Annotated in this window: 14 protein-coding genes; 2 read left to right on the top strand and 12 right to left on the bottom strand. The window is 60.7% G+C overall.

The features are described from left to right. Window positions 1–27 precede the first annotated feature (27 nt). From BLW70_RS11785 to BLW70_RS11775, 3 genes are all read right to left on the bottom strand, one after another. Window positions 28–372 (bottom strand): YegP family protein, encoded by a 345-nt coding sequence (locus BLW70_RS11785; protein WP_074874228.1) that lies wholly within the window; start codon window positions 370–372, stop codon window positions 28–30. A gap of 182 nt (window positions 373–554) precedes the next feature. After that, window positions 555–860, bottom strand: coding sequence for a ribbon-helix-helix domain-containing protein (locus BLW70_RS11780; protein ID WP_074874227.1), 306 nt, complete (start codon window positions 858–860; stop codon window positions 555–557). A gap of 14 nt (window positions 861–874) precedes the next feature. Next, window positions 875–1456 (bottom strand): DJ-1/PfpI family protein, encoded by a 582-nt coding sequence (locus tag BLW70_RS11775; protein WP_074874226.1) that lies wholly within the window; start codon window positions 1454–1456, stop codon window positions 875–877. Between the two features lie 204 nt (window positions 1457–1660). Between BLW70_RS11775 and BLW70_RS11770 the strand changes: the two genes are divergently transcribed. Continuing rightward, window positions 1661–2551 (top strand): DMT family transporter, encoded by an 891-nt coding sequence (locus BLW70_RS11770; protein WP_074880512.1) that lies wholly within the window; start codon window positions 1661–1663, stop codon window positions 2549–2551. A 44-nt stretch (window positions 2552–2595) separates the two neighbouring features. On the opposite strand, the gene BLW70_RS11765 is transcribed toward BLW70_RS11770, so the two are convergent. The 4 genes from BLW70_RS11765 to BLW70_RS11750 form a co-directional block, all read right to left on the bottom strand. Beyond that, complete coding sequence (locus tag BLW70_RS11765; RefSeq protein ID WP_074874225.1) at window positions 2596–3810, bottom strand: class I SAM-dependent methyltransferase; 1215 nt, start codon at window positions 3808–3810, stop codon at window positions 2596–2598. A gap of 251 nt (window positions 3811–4061) precedes the next feature. Next, window positions 4062–4679, bottom strand: coding sequence for a TPM domain-containing protein (locus tag BLW70_RS11760; RefSeq protein WP_074874224.1), 618 nt, complete (start codon window positions 4677–4679; stop codon window positions 4062–4064). A 33-nt stretch (window positions 4680–4712) separates the two neighbouring features. Continuing rightward, a complete protein-coding gene (locus BLW70_RS11755) occupies window positions 4713–5462 on the bottom strand; it encodes a TPM domain-containing protein (protein ID WP_074874223.1) in 750 nt (249 codons plus the stop codon). Window positions 5463–5505: 43 nt separating this feature from the next. Further along, entirely contained in the window at window positions 5506–6117 is a 612-nt protein-coding gene (locus BLW70_RS11750) for a LemA family protein (RefSeq protein ID WP_074874222.1), read from the bottom strand. A gap of 236 nt (window positions 6118–6353) precedes the next feature. Between BLW70_RS11750 and bglX the strand changes: the two genes are divergently transcribed. Beyond that, on the top strand, window positions 6354–8645 hold the full coding sequence (bglX, locus tag BLW70_RS11745; protein WP_074874221.1) for a beta-glucosidase BglX: 2292 nt from the start codon (window positions 6354–6356) through the stop codon (window positions 8643–8645). 142 nt (window positions 8646–8787) lie between these two features. Here bglX and BLW70_RS11740 read toward each other — a convergent pair whose 3' ends face one another. From BLW70_RS11740 to BLW70_RS11720, 5 genes are all read right to left on the bottom strand, one after another. Beyond that, window positions 8788–9945 (bottom strand): phospholipase D-like domain-containing protein, encoded by a 1158-nt coding sequence (locus tag BLW70_RS11740; protein WP_074874220.1) that lies wholly within the window; start codon window positions 9943–9945, stop codon window positions 8788–8790. 1 nt (window position 9946) lies between these two features. Beyond that, window positions 9947–10537: a YceI family protein gene (locus BLW70_RS11735; protein WP_074874219.1), complete on the bottom strand. Its 591-nt coding sequence runs from the start codon at window positions 10535–10537 to the stop codon at window positions 9947–9949. Between the two features lie 209 nt (window positions 10538–10746). Further along, window positions 10747–11076, bottom strand: coding sequence for an amidase (locus tag BLW70_RS11730; RefSeq protein WP_074874218.1), 330 nt, complete (start codon window positions 11074–11076; stop codon window positions 10747–10749). After that, window positions 11073–12167: a serine hydrolase domain-containing protein gene (locus tag BLW70_RS11725; RefSeq protein WP_074874216.1), complete on the bottom strand. Its 1095-nt coding sequence runs from the start codon at window positions 12165–12167 to the stop codon at window positions 11073–11075. The genes BLW70_RS11730 and BLW70_RS11725 overlap by 4 nt, the downstream gene beginning before the upstream one ends. 181 nt (window positions 12168–12348) lie before the next feature. Continuing rightward, window positions 12349–13236 (bottom strand): acyl-CoA dehydrogenase middle domain-containing protein, encoded by an 888-nt coding sequence (locus tag BLW70_RS11720; protein WP_074874214.1) that lies wholly within the window; start codon window positions 13234–13236, stop codon window positions 12349–12351. Between the last annotated feature and the right edge of the window lie 4 nt (window positions 13237–13240).

Raw genomic sequence — 13240 nt, 5'->3', positions numbered from 1 at the left:
GGAGCGTGGGAACGATCAGCGGTGTGTTTAGAGCACCGGCAGGGTCTTGTCCTTGATCACCGTGGTCGGCCCGTTGGCTTTGACGCTGGCGATGCCTTTCTCCAGCGCAGCAGCGGAGGTGTAAGCCTCGCTGCTACCGATGATCTCGTGGTTAGCAGCCTTGAGGTTGAAGTAAGGATGGCCATCCTTGGTGGTTTTCTTTTCGTAGCGTTCATCCTTCGGGCTGTTGCTTTGAACCGACACGATGCCTTTTTCAGCGGCAGCGCGGGTGGTGTACAGCTCGCTGGTGAGAATGGTTTCCGCGTTGGCGGCTTTCAGTACGAATTTGAACTGACCATTACTGCTTTTGCTCACTTCATACCATCCAGACATGCTCTTTCTCCTTGGCAATTGAGAGGTTTCGCGCTTCAGAGTAAAGACCAGGCGGGGATTTTTGTCGCCTGTACCGGCCTCATCGCGAGCAAGCCCGCTCCAACAGGGGAATTGTGTACATCGATCCATTGTGGGAGCGAGCCTGCTCGCGATGAGGCCGGTAAGGTCAGCACAAAAATCACCTACTTCACCACCGCCCGCACCACTGATAACTCCAGCGGCTGCACCCGTCGCTGACTCAGATAACGGGTACAACTGACCCGCAAAAACGAGGCGAAATTCACCACCTCGCCGCGGTAGTCCATCACCTCTTCATACAGCTTGGCGATCAACTGGTTGGTGGTCATGCCGTCGACCTCGGCGATTTCGCTGAGGATGTCCCAGAACTGATTCTCTAGCCGCAGGGTGGTGACCACCCCGCAGATGCGCAGCGAGCGGGAGCGCGATTCGTAGAGAATCGGATCGGCCTTGACGTAGAGCTCGCACATGGAAAGGTCCCTCGTTACAGCGTGATTTTGGTGCCCAGCAACCCGAGGAAACCGGCGAGCCAGCTCGGGTGCGCCGGCCAGGCCGGGGCAGTGGCCAGATTGCCCTGAACGTGACCTTCCGTCACCGGGATATCGATGAACGTACCGCCGGCCAAGCGCACTTCCGGGGCACAGGCCGGGTAGGCGCTGCACTCGCGACCTTCAAGAATCCCTGCGGCCGCGAGCAATTGAGCACCGTGACACACGGCGGCGATCGGTTTGCCGGCCTTGTCGAATGCGCGCACCAGCTCCAGAACTTTTTCGTTCAGGCGCAGGTACTCCGGGGCACGACCACCCGGCACCAGCAGGGCGTCGTAGTCTTCGGACTTGACCTTGGCAAAGTCGAAGTTCAGGGCAAACAGGTGACCGGGTTTTTCGCTGTAGGTCTGGTCGCCTTCGAAGTCATGGATCGCTGTACGTACGGTCTGACCGGCTGCTTTGTCCGGGCAAACGGCATGCACCGTGTGGCCGACCATCAACAGCGCCTGAAACGGCACCATCACTTCGTAGTCTTCGACGTAATCGCCGACCAGCATCAGAATTTTTTTAGCGGCCATGGGGAGGACTCCTCTGGGAAATACGTAGGAGTATTCAAGGTAGTCCTTATCCGCGGGGTCGGGTAATAACCAGCTACTACCTGATGGACCGCGATGACGCCCTCAAACTGTACGGATAACTCTGCGCCTAGCTGTAACAGCAGCAAACGCCGGGTTTATGGCTAGATGAAGGCCTTCCCGCCACCCTCGATTCTGGTTGCCATCATGTCCTCGCGCGAAAACACCGGCATGGCCCTCGGCCTGCTCGGCGTTGTGATCTTCAGCCTCACCCTGCCCTTCACACGGATCGTCGTGCAGGAACTCCATCCGCTGCTCAACGGCTTGGGCCGAGCACTGTTCGCGGCGGTTCCGGCGGCGATGTTGTTGCTGTGGCGTCGGGAAAAATGGCCGACCTGGAAACAGATCAAAGGCCTGACCCTGGTGATCGCCGGTGTGATTCTCGGCTTCCCGGTGTTGTCGGCCTGGGCCATGCAAACCTTGCCGGCGTCCCACGGTGCATTGGTTAACGGCTTACAGCCGTTGTGCGTGGCGCTGTACGCCGCGTGGTTGTCCCACGAACGCCCGTCGAAAGCCTTCTGGGCCTGCGCCGCACTGGGCAGTGCGCTGGTGCTGGGTTATGCGCTGATCAGCGGGGCCGGCAGCATTCAGGCCGGTGATTTGCTGATGCTTGGGGCGATTGCCGTGGGCGGTTTGGGGTACGCCGAGGGCGGCCGATTGGCCAAGGAGATGGGCGGTTGGCAGGTGATCTGTTGGGCGTTGGTGCTGTCGACGCCGTTGCTGATCGGGCCGGTGCTGTACCTGGCGCTGCAACATCAGGGCGAGATTTCGGCCAGGACCTGGTGGGCGTTTGGTTACGTCTCGCTGTTCTCGCAGTTCATCGGTTTTTTTGCGTGGTACGCCGGGTTGGCGATGGGGGGGATTGCCCGGGTCAGTCAGATCCAGCTGTTGCAGATCTTCTTCACCATCGCTTTTTCGGCGTTGTTCTTCGGCGAACACGTCGAGCCGATCACCTGGCTGTTTGCCGGCGGGGTGATCGTGACGGTGATGCTGGGACGCAAGACCACCGTCAAGCCAGCGCAGATTGCTACAGCCTGACCCCGGCCCGGCAGGAGCAAAGCTTGCTCCTACAGGGATTGTGATCAGAGGTAGCCGTCAGCCCGCAGCAGGGTTTCCAGGCAATGTTCGCTGATGTGGTAGAAATCCTTCAGCTCCTGAATCTTCACCAACAGCTGGGCCGGATCAACCGGTTCGGCGCGTTTGACCGCCAGGATCATCTTGTTCTTGTTGGTGTGGTCCAGTGAGATGAACTCGAACACCTTGGTCTCGTAACCGCAGGCTTCGAGGAACAACGCGCGCAAACTGTCGGTGACCATTTCCGCTTGCTGGCCCAAATGCAGACCGTATTGCAGCATCGGCTTGAGCAGCGCCGGGCTCTGGATCTGCAGGCGGATCTGTTTGTGGCAGCACGGCGAGCACATGATGATCGAGGCGCCGGAACGGATGCCGGTGTGAATCGCATAGTCGGTGGCGATGTCGCAGGCATGCAGCGCGATCATCACGTCCAGCTCGCTCGGCGCCACGCTGCGTACGTCACCGCACTTGAACACCAGCCCTGGATGCTCGAGTTTTGCGGCCGCGGCATTGCACAAATCCACCATCTCTTGGCGCAACTCGACGCCGGTCACCATGCCTTCGGCCTTCAAGGTGTTGCGCAGGTAGTCATGGATCGCGAACGTCAGGTAACCCTTGCCCGAGCCGAAGTCCGCCACCTGAACCGGTTTGTCCAGCGCCAGCGGAGAGGTGGTCAGCGCATGGCTGAAGACTTCGATGAACTTGTTGATCTGCTTCCACTTGCGCGACATCGCCGGGATCAGCTCGTGCTTGCTGTTCGTCACACCAAGGTCAGCGAGGAACGGCCGGCTCAGGTCGAGAAAGCGGTTCTTCTCGCGGTTATGCTCAGCGGACGGCACCTCACGCAATTGCTGAGGTTTGCTCTTGAACAGCGAAGACTTGCCCTTTTTGCTGTATTCCAGCTGAGCTTCATCCGTCAGCGACAGCAAATGCGCATTTTTGAACGATGCCGGCAAGAGTGCGGCGATGGTCGCTACGCCCTCGGCAACCGGCAAATTCTTGGTGATGTCGCGCGTCTTGTAGCGGTAAACGAAGGACAGGCAGGGCTGATCCTTGACCGTCAGTTGCTTGATGATCAGCCGCTGCAAGTCCACTTCAGTGCCGACGTACTTGGCCAGCACCAGTTTGATGAAGGCGTTCTGGTCAACGCTGGATTGCAACAGGTCGATGAACTGGGCGTGATGATCCGGCACGAGGCTGGCGGGAGTGGCGGTGACAGACATGGGGAAAACGGCCTCGGGCGGTGCGGATCGGGGAATGGCGGGTATTTTAGGGGGGATGGGGATTGAGGGCACGGGTAATTTCCCGAACGGTGCGACCTGTAGCAGCTGGCGAAGCCTGCGTTCGGCTGCGCAGCAGTCGTAAAATCAGCATACGCGGTGCATCAGGAAGACCGTGAATACCGAATTCACGACTGCTGCGCAGCCGAACGCAGGCTTCGCCAGCTGCTACAAGGGATGCGTCGCTGCTGAAATCAGCCTAAAACCACCAACCGATTCGGCAGCTCATTCCGCACATGCGTCACCGGCACATGCACCTTGAGCAACTCGCCACACGCCTCCACACACGTCACAAACCCCTGCAACGTCTGCCCCTGCTTCACCTGCTGAGTGAACGCCGCCACAATTTCATCCCAGTTCTTGTTGTCCAGCCGTTTCGAAATCCCCTCATCCACCAGAATTTCCACATAACGCTCGGCTTCGCAGACAAATATCAGCATCCCGGTGCTGCCCACCGTGTGGTGCAGGTTTTGCTCCAGAAACTGCCGGCGCGCCAGGTTCGAGGCGCGCCAGTGACGGACCGAGCGCGGGACCAGGTGCGTGGTGATTTTTGGAATCCTGAACACCAGGCACAGCACGATGAAGGAGATCCATTGCACCAGCAGCAAGCTGTGCATGGTCAGCCAGCCGGTCAGGTAATGCACGATACCCGGCACGACCAGCGCCAGCAGGCTGGCCCAGAGCAGCGGAATGTACGCGTAGTCGTCGGCGCGGGCCGCGAGCACGGTGACCAGTTCGGCGTCGGTGTCGCGCTCGACCCGGGCAATCGCCTCGGCAACCTTGCGTTGTTCGTGTTCAGTCAGTAATGCCATGTTTAAGAATGCCCACTCGCTATTGTTGTGTGATCACCAGCCGCCCGACGAACCGCCGCCCCCGAAACTGCCCCCGCCGCCGCTGAAGCCCCCGCCTCCACCGCCGCCAAAGCCTCCACCGCCGAACCCGCCGCTCGAACCGCCCCGGCCGCCGCCGCTGGGCAGGATCCCGAGCATCTGGCAGACAAACATCGTCAGGATGAACAGCATCACCAGAAACACGAAGATCCCCGGATGACGTGAGAGGAAGTCGCTTTCCTGATTGCCGCCGGAGTCATACACCGTGGATGGCTCATCCAGCGGATTGCCGCCCAGCACCACGAGCATCGCCGCGATTCCGTCGCTGATGCCCTTGCTGAAGTTGCCGGTCTTGAATGCCGGGGTGATCACCTGATTGATGATCACCGAGCTCTGCGCATCGGTCAGCCGATCTTCCAGGCCATAACCGACTTCAATCCGCAGCTTGCGATCGTCACGCGCCACGATCAGCAGCGCGCCGTTGTTCTTGTCCTTCTGGCCGATGCCCCAATAGCGCCCCAGTTGATAACCGAAGTCGGCAATGTCGGTGCCCTGCAAATCCGGCAGAGTGACCACCACCAGCTGCTCGCCAGTGGCTTTTTCATGAGCCTGAAGCTGTTGCGTCAGCTGCTCACGCACCGCAGGCTCGATCATCTGCGCGTTATCGACGACCCGTCCGGTCAGTTCCGGAAACTTCAACGCAGCCTGGGCCGTCAGGGCAAATACCCAGAGCAACAGCACCAGGCCAACTTTCAACACACGCATTGGCAACCTCATCCTTGGTGACGCTTCAAGCCCCTTGCGGCGCTTACTGGAACTTCACTTGAGGGGCTTTTTCCGCATCGGGGCTGGTGGCCTCGAAGGTTTCGCGGATCGGCAAATCGCTGTACATCACGGTGTGCCACAGGCGACCGGGAAAGGTACGCAGTTCCGTGTTGTATTTCTGCACGGCGAGGATGAAGTCCCGACGCGCCACGGCGATGCGGTTCTCGGTGCCTTCGAGTTGCGATTGCAACGCCAGGAAGTTCTGGTTGGCCTTGAGGTCCGGGTAACGCTCGGACACCACCATCAGGCGGCTCAAGGCACCGGTCAGCTGATCCTGGGCCTGCTGGAACTGCTTGAGCTTTTCCGGGTTGTCCAGCGTGCTGGCATCCACTTGAATGGAGGTGGCCTTGGCCCGGGCTTCGATCACCGCGGTCAGGGTTTCCTGCTCATGCTGGGCGTAACCCTTGACGGTTTCCACCAGGTTGGGAATCAGGTCGGCGCGGCGCTGGTACTGGTTCTGCACCTGGCCCCACGCGGCCTTGGCCTGTTCGTCGAGGGTCGGAATCGTATTGATGCCGCAGCCGGCCAGCAGTGTGGTCAGCAATATCAAGGCTGCAACTTGCAGGCTCGACCGATAGTGGTGTCGTACATTCATCTGGTTGATGCTCCCTTGCACATTCCGTTGAAAAACAACCTTCGAACTTTGAACCCGGCTCTTGGGGCATAATCTGCCGCCGCTACTGGATTGCATCGAGCCGATGGGCTAAAAGATGCCCCAGCGCGAAAACACGCCGAAGTGTGCTGCATTTACCTGAACAACAATAGTCGCTCCCTAAATTTTGGCTGACCGGCGCGTATTCACTGCCGTTTTGGCTTTTGAGAAAACTATTCATGAAGAAGCTGTGTTTGCTGGGCCTGTTCGTCAGCCTGGCCAGTCATAACGTATTGGCCGCTACGACGCCCACACCTCTGGAAAACAAGGACGCGTTCATCAGCAACCTGATGAAGCAAATGACCCTCGATGAAAAGATCGGCCAGTTGCGCCTGATCAGCATCGGCCCGGAAATGCCACGGGAGATGATCCGCAAGGAAATCGCCGCCGGCAACATTGGTGGCACGTTCAACTCGATCACCCGCCCGGAAAACCGTCCGATGCAGGACGCGGCCATGCGCAGCCGGTTGAAGATCCCGATGTTCTTCGCCTATGACGTGATCCACGGCCATCGCACCATTTTCCCGATTCCGATTGCCCTGGCCTCGAGTTGGGACATGGACGCCATCGGCCTGTCCGGGCGCATCGCCGCCAAGGAAGCGGCGGCAGACAGCCTCGACATCACCTTCGCGCCGATGGTCGACATCTCCCGCGACCCGCGCTGGGGCCGGACTTCCGAAGGCTTCGGCGAAGACACGTACCTGGTGTCGCGCATTGCCGGCGTGATGGTCAAGGCCTTCCAGGGCACGGGCGCGAACGCGGCCGACAGCATCATGGCCAGCGTCAAGCACTTTGCCCTGTACGGCGCGGTCGAGGGCGGTCGCGACTACAACGTCGTCGACATGAGCCCGGTCAAGATGTTCCAGGACTACCTGCCACCGTACCGTGCGGCTATCGACGCTGGTGCTGGCGGGGTAATGGTCGCGCTGAACTCGATCAATGGCGTGCCGGCCACCGCTAACACCTGGCTGATGAACGACCTGCTGCGCAAGCAATGGGGCTTCAAGGGCCTGGCCGTCAGCGACCACGGGGCGATTTTCGAGCTGATCAAACACGGCGTCGCCCGTGACGGTCGCGAGGCCGCGAAGCTGGCGATCAAGGCCGGCATCGACATGAGCATGAACGACACCCTCTACGGCAAAGAGCTGCCGGGGTTGTTGAAGGCGGGTGAGATTCAGCAAAGCGACATCGACAACGCCGTGCGTGAGGTACTCGCCGCCAAGTACGACATGGGCCTGTTCAAGGACCCGTACCTGCGCATCGGCAAGGCTGAGGATGATCCGGTCGACACGTACGCCGAAAGCCGCCTGCACCGCGCCGAGGCCCGTGATGTTGCGCGCCGCAGCATGGTGTTGCTGAAGAACCAGGGTGAAACCCTGCCGCTGAAGAAAACCGCGAAAATCGCCCTGGTCGGCCCGCTGGCCAAGGCACCGATCGACATGATGGGCAGCTGGGCCGCCGCCGGCCGCCCGGCGCAATCGGTCACCCTGTTCGACGGCATGACCACGGCACTGGGCGGGCAATCGACGCTGATCTACGCCCGTGGCGCCAACATTACCAGCGACAAGGAGATCCTGGATTACCTGAACTTCCTCAACTTCGACGCACCGGAAGTGGTGGACGATCCGCGTTCGGCCCAAGTGCTGATCGACGAAGCGGTGAAAGCCGCCAAGGATGCCGATGTGGTAGTGGCCGCGGTAGGCGAGTCCCGTGGCATGTCCCACGAATCGTCGAGCCGCACCGACCTGAACATCCCGTCCAACCAGCGCGACTTGATCAAGGCCCTGAAGGCTACTGGCAAACCGCTGGTACTGGTGTTGATGAACGGCCGTCCGTTGTCGATTCTCGAAGAGAAGGAACAGGCCGACGCGATCCTGGAAACCTGGTTCAGCGGCACCGAAGGCGGCAACGCTATCGCTGACGTGCTGTTCGGCGACTACAACCCGTCGGGCAAACTGCCGATCACCTTCCCGCGTTCGGTGGGTCAGATTCCGACCTACTACAACCACCTGAGCATTGGCCGGCCGTTCACGCCGGGCAAACCGGGCAACTACACCTCGCAGTATTTCGATGACACCACCGGGCCGCTGTTCCCGTTCGGCTTCGGTCTGAGCTACACCGATTTCAGCCTGAGCGACATGGCGCTGTCGTCGACCACACTGAACAAAACCGGCAAGCTCGACGCCAGCGTCATGGTGAAAAACACCGGCAAGCGTGACGGCGAAACCGTGGTGCAGTTGTACATCCAGGACGTGACCGGCTCGATGATCCGCCCGATCAAGGAACTGAAGAACTTCCAGAAAGTCATGCTCAAGGCCGGCGAACAGAAAGTCGTGCGCTTTACCATCACCGAAGATGACCTGAAGTTCTACAACACCCAGCTCAAGTTCGCTGCCGAGCCGGGCAAGTTCAATGTGGAGATCGGCCTGGATTCCAAGGACGTGACGCAGCAGAGCTTCGAGTTGCTGTAATCCCTGAAACACCGCAATAAAACTGTGGGAGCGAGCCTGCTCGCGATGAGGCCATAACATTCAGCATCTTTGTAGAATGTTATGCCGCCATCGCGAGCAGGCTCGCTCCCACATTAGATTTCAGTGAATTCGAGGATTGAGCTCAGCCCCGTCGATCCAGCAGATTCACCACCAGCCGATCCACCCATCCCCACACCCTTTGCTTCACCCGCCGCCACAGCGGCCGGCGTTGCCATGCGTCCAGGCTGACTTCCTGGCTCTGCGCAAAGTCCCGCTGGAAACTCGCCGCCACCGCCCGCGTCAGTCCCGCGTCCAGCGCCTCAAGGTTGGCTTCCAGGTTGAAGCGCAAATTCCAGTGATCGAAATTGCACGAGCCGATGCTCACCCAGTCGTCGACCAGGACCATTTTCAAGTGCAGGAAACACGGCTGGTATTCGAAGATCGCCACCCCGGCCTTGAGCAATCGCGGGTAGTAGCGATGTCCGGCGTAGCGCACCGACGGGTGATCGGTGCGTGGCCCGGTCAGCAGCAGGCGCACATCGACACCGCGGGCGGCAGCCCGGCGCAGTGAACGACGGACTTTCCAGGTCGGCAGGAAATACGGCGTCGCCAGCCAGATTCGCCGTTGGCCGCTGTTCAGAGCGCGAGTCAATGATTGCAGGATGTCCCGGTGCTGGCGGGCGTCGGCATAGGCGACCCGGCCCATGCCCTCGCCCATGGACGGCACGCGTGGCAGACGCGGCAAGCCGAAATGAGCAGAAGGTTTCCAGGCGCGCCGATGACGGTTGGCGATCCATTGGCGGTCGAACAGTAACTGCCAGTCGATGACCAAGGGCCCGGTGATTTCCACCATCACTTCGTGCCATTCGCTGGTGTCTTCGCCCGGTGTCCAGAATTCATCGGTCACCCCGGTACCGCCCACCACGGCCATGCTCTGATCGACCAGCAGCAACTTGCGGTGATCGCGGTAGAAGTTGCCCAACCAGCGCCGCCAGCTCAGGCGATTGTAAAAACGCAGCTCAACACCCGCCGCCATCAGACGCTGACGCAAGGTCAGGGTGAACGCGAGGCTGCCGTAATCATCGAACAGGCAGCGCACGCGCACGCCTCGTTCGGCAGCCTGGACCAACGCCTGAACCATCGCTTCGGCACAGGCTCCCGCCTCCACCAGGTACAACTCCAGTTCGACCTGCTCTTCGGCGCGGGCAATCGCGACCAACATCCGCGGGAAAAACTGCGGCCCGTCGATCAACAGTTCAAAACGGTTGCCTTCACGCCAGGGGAAAATTGCGCCAGCCATGTCAGCGCGCCGTGAAAATCAGTACCGCACCCACCGGCACCGACAAACTGATGGCCGACAAACCGGCGACCTTGCGCAAACTTTCCAGCCCGGGGGCCAGGTCGAAATCCGCGGCATTGATGATCAGCGGTTCGAGGGTTACCACCTGGAAGCGCCGGTCATCGAGACGAGTCGCCAGCAGTTCGGCGTTGTATTCGTGTTGTTTGCCATGCAGGTTGACGGTCAGCGGCAGGCGCAATTCAAGTTGCGCGCCGGGCGCCAGATCGTTGATCGGCCGCAGATCGATCTGCGTGGTGATCAGCGCTTGGGGAAACGTCTGGATCTCAAACAGGTCCTTGCGCATGCGTTCATCGCGCAGCGGGATGCCACTGTTGACCGAGTCCATCTCGACTTCCACCTCGGCCAGGCCTTTAGGGCTGACCTTTCCGTGCAGCACCAGAAAGCGTTGCACCTCGGAAATATTGGTGTTTTTGGTGCTGATGAATGACAGCCGCGATGACTCACCGTCGAGGTACCAATTGGCCTGGGCCGACACGGTGACACCGGCCAGCAGCAGGGAGGCGAGGGTTTTGCAGAGGAAGCGGTTGAACATAGAGACTCGTGGGGCAGATAAACCTGCACGAACCTTAACCGCCCGCGAGCCAATTGCAAACGTGTAGCAGCTGGCGAAGCCTGCGTTCGGCGGCGCAGCCGTCGCCAATCCAGCCACCTTGCTCTTTCTGAAACACCGCAGAGCGTGGTTTTACGACGGCTGCGCCGCCGAACGCAGGCTTCGCCAGCTGCTACAGGGAAAGTGGCGTTTCAAGGTGATAAGCGGCAGCCCTGGCGTTCGCTGATCCATTGCGCGCTGTTGCTGCGTCCCATGCCGCTGACGGTGACGCGCTTACTTGTGGCGTCATCGGTAAAGCCGCTGGTCGGCAGCCACTGCTTCACGTAGCCGCGGCAGTACTCCGCCGGGTTGTTCATCACGTAACGGCACGAACAATATTCCTTGGCGGTGTAGGCGCTGATGATGTCCGGGAAGGCCCCCAGCGCCACGCGCTCTTGCCAGATCCAGCCGAGCAAGGCGATCAGCAGGATCAACAACAGCGTGCCGAGCGGTCGACGACGAACAAAGCTGCGACGCTTCATGGCTGCACCTTCGCAGCAAATGCCTGGAGCACGAGTCTGAGCAAATCGTTGTGCCGGTAGCTGCCGTCGCGGTCATCGCCGTAACGAACGATCACCAGGTTTTCGCCGGGAATCACGTACATCGCCTGCCCCCAATGACCCAACGCGGCGAAGGTGTCGGCAGGTGCATCGGGCCAGGGTTTTGCGGCGCCTTCCACCGCGCGGTTAAGCCACCAATGGCCGCCGGGCACAGCCTCGTCTTGATTGGCTTGATAGCGGGCGAACGGTTCGCGGTTGAACGTGACCCAGTCCCTGGGCAGCAATTGCCGCTCACCCCAACGGCCGTCGCGCGCCATCAATAGCCCGATGCGGGCCAGGTCTCTGGCGGTGAGGTAGACATAGGACGAGGCAACAAACGTACCCGTGGCATCCGTTTCCCACACCGCGCTGCTAATCCCCAAGGGTTCGAACAAAGCCGTCCATGGATAGTCCGGATAGCGGGTCGGGCCGACGATGGTTTTCAGTGCAGCGGATAACAAATTGCTGTCACCGCTGGAGTAGCGGAATGCCTGACCGGGTTTGGCGTATTCACGGTGATCGGCGGTGAACGCGGCCATGTCCGGGTGGCCACGGGTGTAGAGCATCGCGACCACCGAGGATTTCAACGGCGCGTATTCATAGTCTTCCTGCCAGTCCAGACCCGAGGCCCAATGCAGCAGGTCGGCCATGGTCATCGTCGGGTGTTTTTGCAGCGGTGGATAAAATGTCTGCACCGGGTCCTGGAGCTTGAACAGACCTTCGCCATAAGCCACGCCGAGGAGCGTGGCCATCAGGCTTTTGCTGATGGACCAGGTCAGGTGCGGGGTGTCGGCGGTGGTCGGCCCGGCGTAGCGTTCGTAGATCAGTTGACCGTCGCGGATCACCAGCAAGGCGTCGGTGCGGATGCCTTGTCGGGTGGCCTCATCACGGGGTGGGAAGGCGTAAGTCTCCAGCGCTTGAAGCGCCGGCCCGCTGACTGTCGGACCGGTTGACCATTGCTCGGCAGGCCAGTATTCGGCGTGGGCCGTGAGGCTGAGCAACAGCCCTGCAATCAGGGACAAGCCTTTGAACATGGTGGGGGCTCGGAGGGATGGACCTGCTGAGCCTAGTCGCCATTGATGACAGTTCCGGGATTTGTGTTGCCAATGAGGTCGTCTTCGCGGGCAAGCCCGCTCCCACAGGGATTGTGTGTTGCTCACCATCTGTGTCGCACACCGCTCACTGTGGGAGCGGGCTTGCCCGCGAAGGGGCCGGTCAATCCAGCGAAGAACCCGCGAGTGCCTTGGCCAACCGCTTCCCCCGCGCCCCCGCCGCCAACTCCATCACGCCCTGATCACGCTGCCACATCTGCGCCCAATGCTGCGGGCCATCGGCCAGTGCCAGAGCCAGCTCGGCCTTGAGCCCATCGAACTGCGCAAACAAGCCACCGAGCAACACATGCCCGGACGGATTATTCGGCGCCTGCCGGCTGACTTCCGCGCACCCGGCCAGCAGCGCCAGCAAACGCAGTTGCAAGGCTTGCGGCCAGTCGCTGTCCTGACCGATGCCGTACAGCCAGGCGGTCATGGCGCTCAACACGTAAATGTCTTCAAGGGTGCGGAATGGTTTGATGTAAGCCTCCCAGCCATCCCCCGCCAACAGTTCGCACTGAGCGTTATCGAGAAACAGCCGACCATGGCTGATGTCTGGCATCAACGGGATCGCCGGTAGTTTCTCCAGGCGCACGCCCGGCTCATCGGGATAGACCACCGCCAGACTCAGGCGCGGTTTTTCATCGGGGGCTTCACTGCGAGCAGCGATCAGCAGCCAATCGGCGGCATCGCCTGCGGTGACAAAATCCTTGCGCCCGCTCAGACGCAAATCCCGCAGACGGGTCTGCATGTCCGCTACCCGCAGGCTGCGCTGTTCGGTCGCGCACAACGCGCCGAGGCTCGGCGGTGCGCTCGGCCAGAGCATGCGCAACGCTGCCTGATAGCCCACCAGAAACGCCAACCCGGGCGTTGACATCAAACGCCCGCCGGCCACCGCCAGTTCGAACGGCGTGACGTTGCCCAACTGGTGCAACAAAGTCGCGAAACCCTCGCTCAGGTCCGGGTTGGCGGGCAGGCGTTCACAGCGGCGCAGCAGGTTTTGCCAGAGCATAAGA

This window comes from Pseudomonas frederiksbergensis (genome assembly GCF_900105495.1).
Lineage (GTDB): Bacteria > Pseudomonadota > Gammaproteobacteria > Pseudomonadales > Pseudomonadaceae > Aquipseudomonas > Aquipseudomonas frederiksbergensis.
The sequence above is the reverse complement of the archived record's forward strand: the minus strand, read 5'-3'. Positions and strand labels throughout refer to the sequence as shown.

Excerpts from the sequence above, each read along its gene's own strand:
- BLW70_RS11785 (WP_074874228.1), bottom strand. The coding sequence starts at position 372 with ATGTCTGGATGGTATGAAGTGAGCAAAAGCAGTAATGGTCAGTTCAAA.
- BLW70_RS11780 (WP_074874227.1), bottom strand. The coding sequence starts at position 860 with ATGTGCGAGCTCTACGTCAAGGCCGATCCGATTCTCTACGAATCGCGC.
- BLW70_RS11775 (WP_074874226.1), bottom strand. The coding sequence starts at position 1,456 with ATGGCCGCTAAAAAAATTCTGATGCTGGTCGGCGATTACGTCGAAGAC.
- BLW70_RS11770 (WP_074880512.1), top strand. The coding sequence starts at position 1,661 with ATGTCCTCGCGCGAAAACACCGGCATGGCCCTCGGCCTGCTCGGCGTT.
- BLW70_RS11765 (WP_074874225.1), bottom strand. The coding sequence starts at position 3,810 with ATGTCTGTCACCGCCACTCCCGCCAGCCTCGTGCCGGATCATCACGCC.
- BLW70_RS11760 (WP_074874224.1), bottom strand. The coding sequence starts at position 4,679 with ATGGCATTACTGACTGAACACGAACAACGCAAGGTTGCCGAGGCGATT.
- BLW70_RS11755 (WP_074874223.1), bottom strand. The coding sequence starts at position 5,462 with ATGCGTGTGTTGAAAGTTGGCCTGGTGCTGTTGCTCTGGGTATTTGCC.
- BLW70_RS11750 (WP_074874222.1), bottom strand. The coding sequence starts at position 6,117 with ATGAATGTACGACACCACTATCGGTCGAGCCTGCAAGTTGCAGCCTTG.
- bglX (WP_074874221.1), top strand. The coding sequence starts at position 6,354 with ATGAAGAAGCTGTGTTTGCTGGGCCTGTTCGTCAGCCTGGCCAGTCAT.
- BLW70_RS11740 (WP_074874220.1), bottom strand. The coding sequence starts at position 9,945 with ATGGCTGGCGCAATTTTCCCCTGGCGTGAAGGCAACCGTTTTGAACTG.
- BLW70_RS11735 (WP_074874219.1), bottom strand. The coding sequence starts at position 10,537 with ATGTTCAACCGCTTCCTCTGCAAAACCCTCGCCTCCCTGCTGCTGGCC.
- BLW70_RS11730 (WP_074874218.1), bottom strand. The coding sequence starts at position 11,076 with ATGAAGCGTCGCAGCTTTGTTCGTCGTCGACCGCTCGGCACGCTGTTG.
- BLW70_RS11725 (WP_074874216.1), bottom strand. The coding sequence starts at position 12,167 with ATGTTCAAAGGCTTGTCCCTGATTGCAGGGCTGTTGCTCAGCCTCACG.
- BLW70_RS11720 (WP_074874214.1), bottom strand. The coding sequence starts at position 13,236 with ATGCTCTGGCAAAACCTGCTGCGCCGCTGTGAACGCCTGCCCGCCAAC.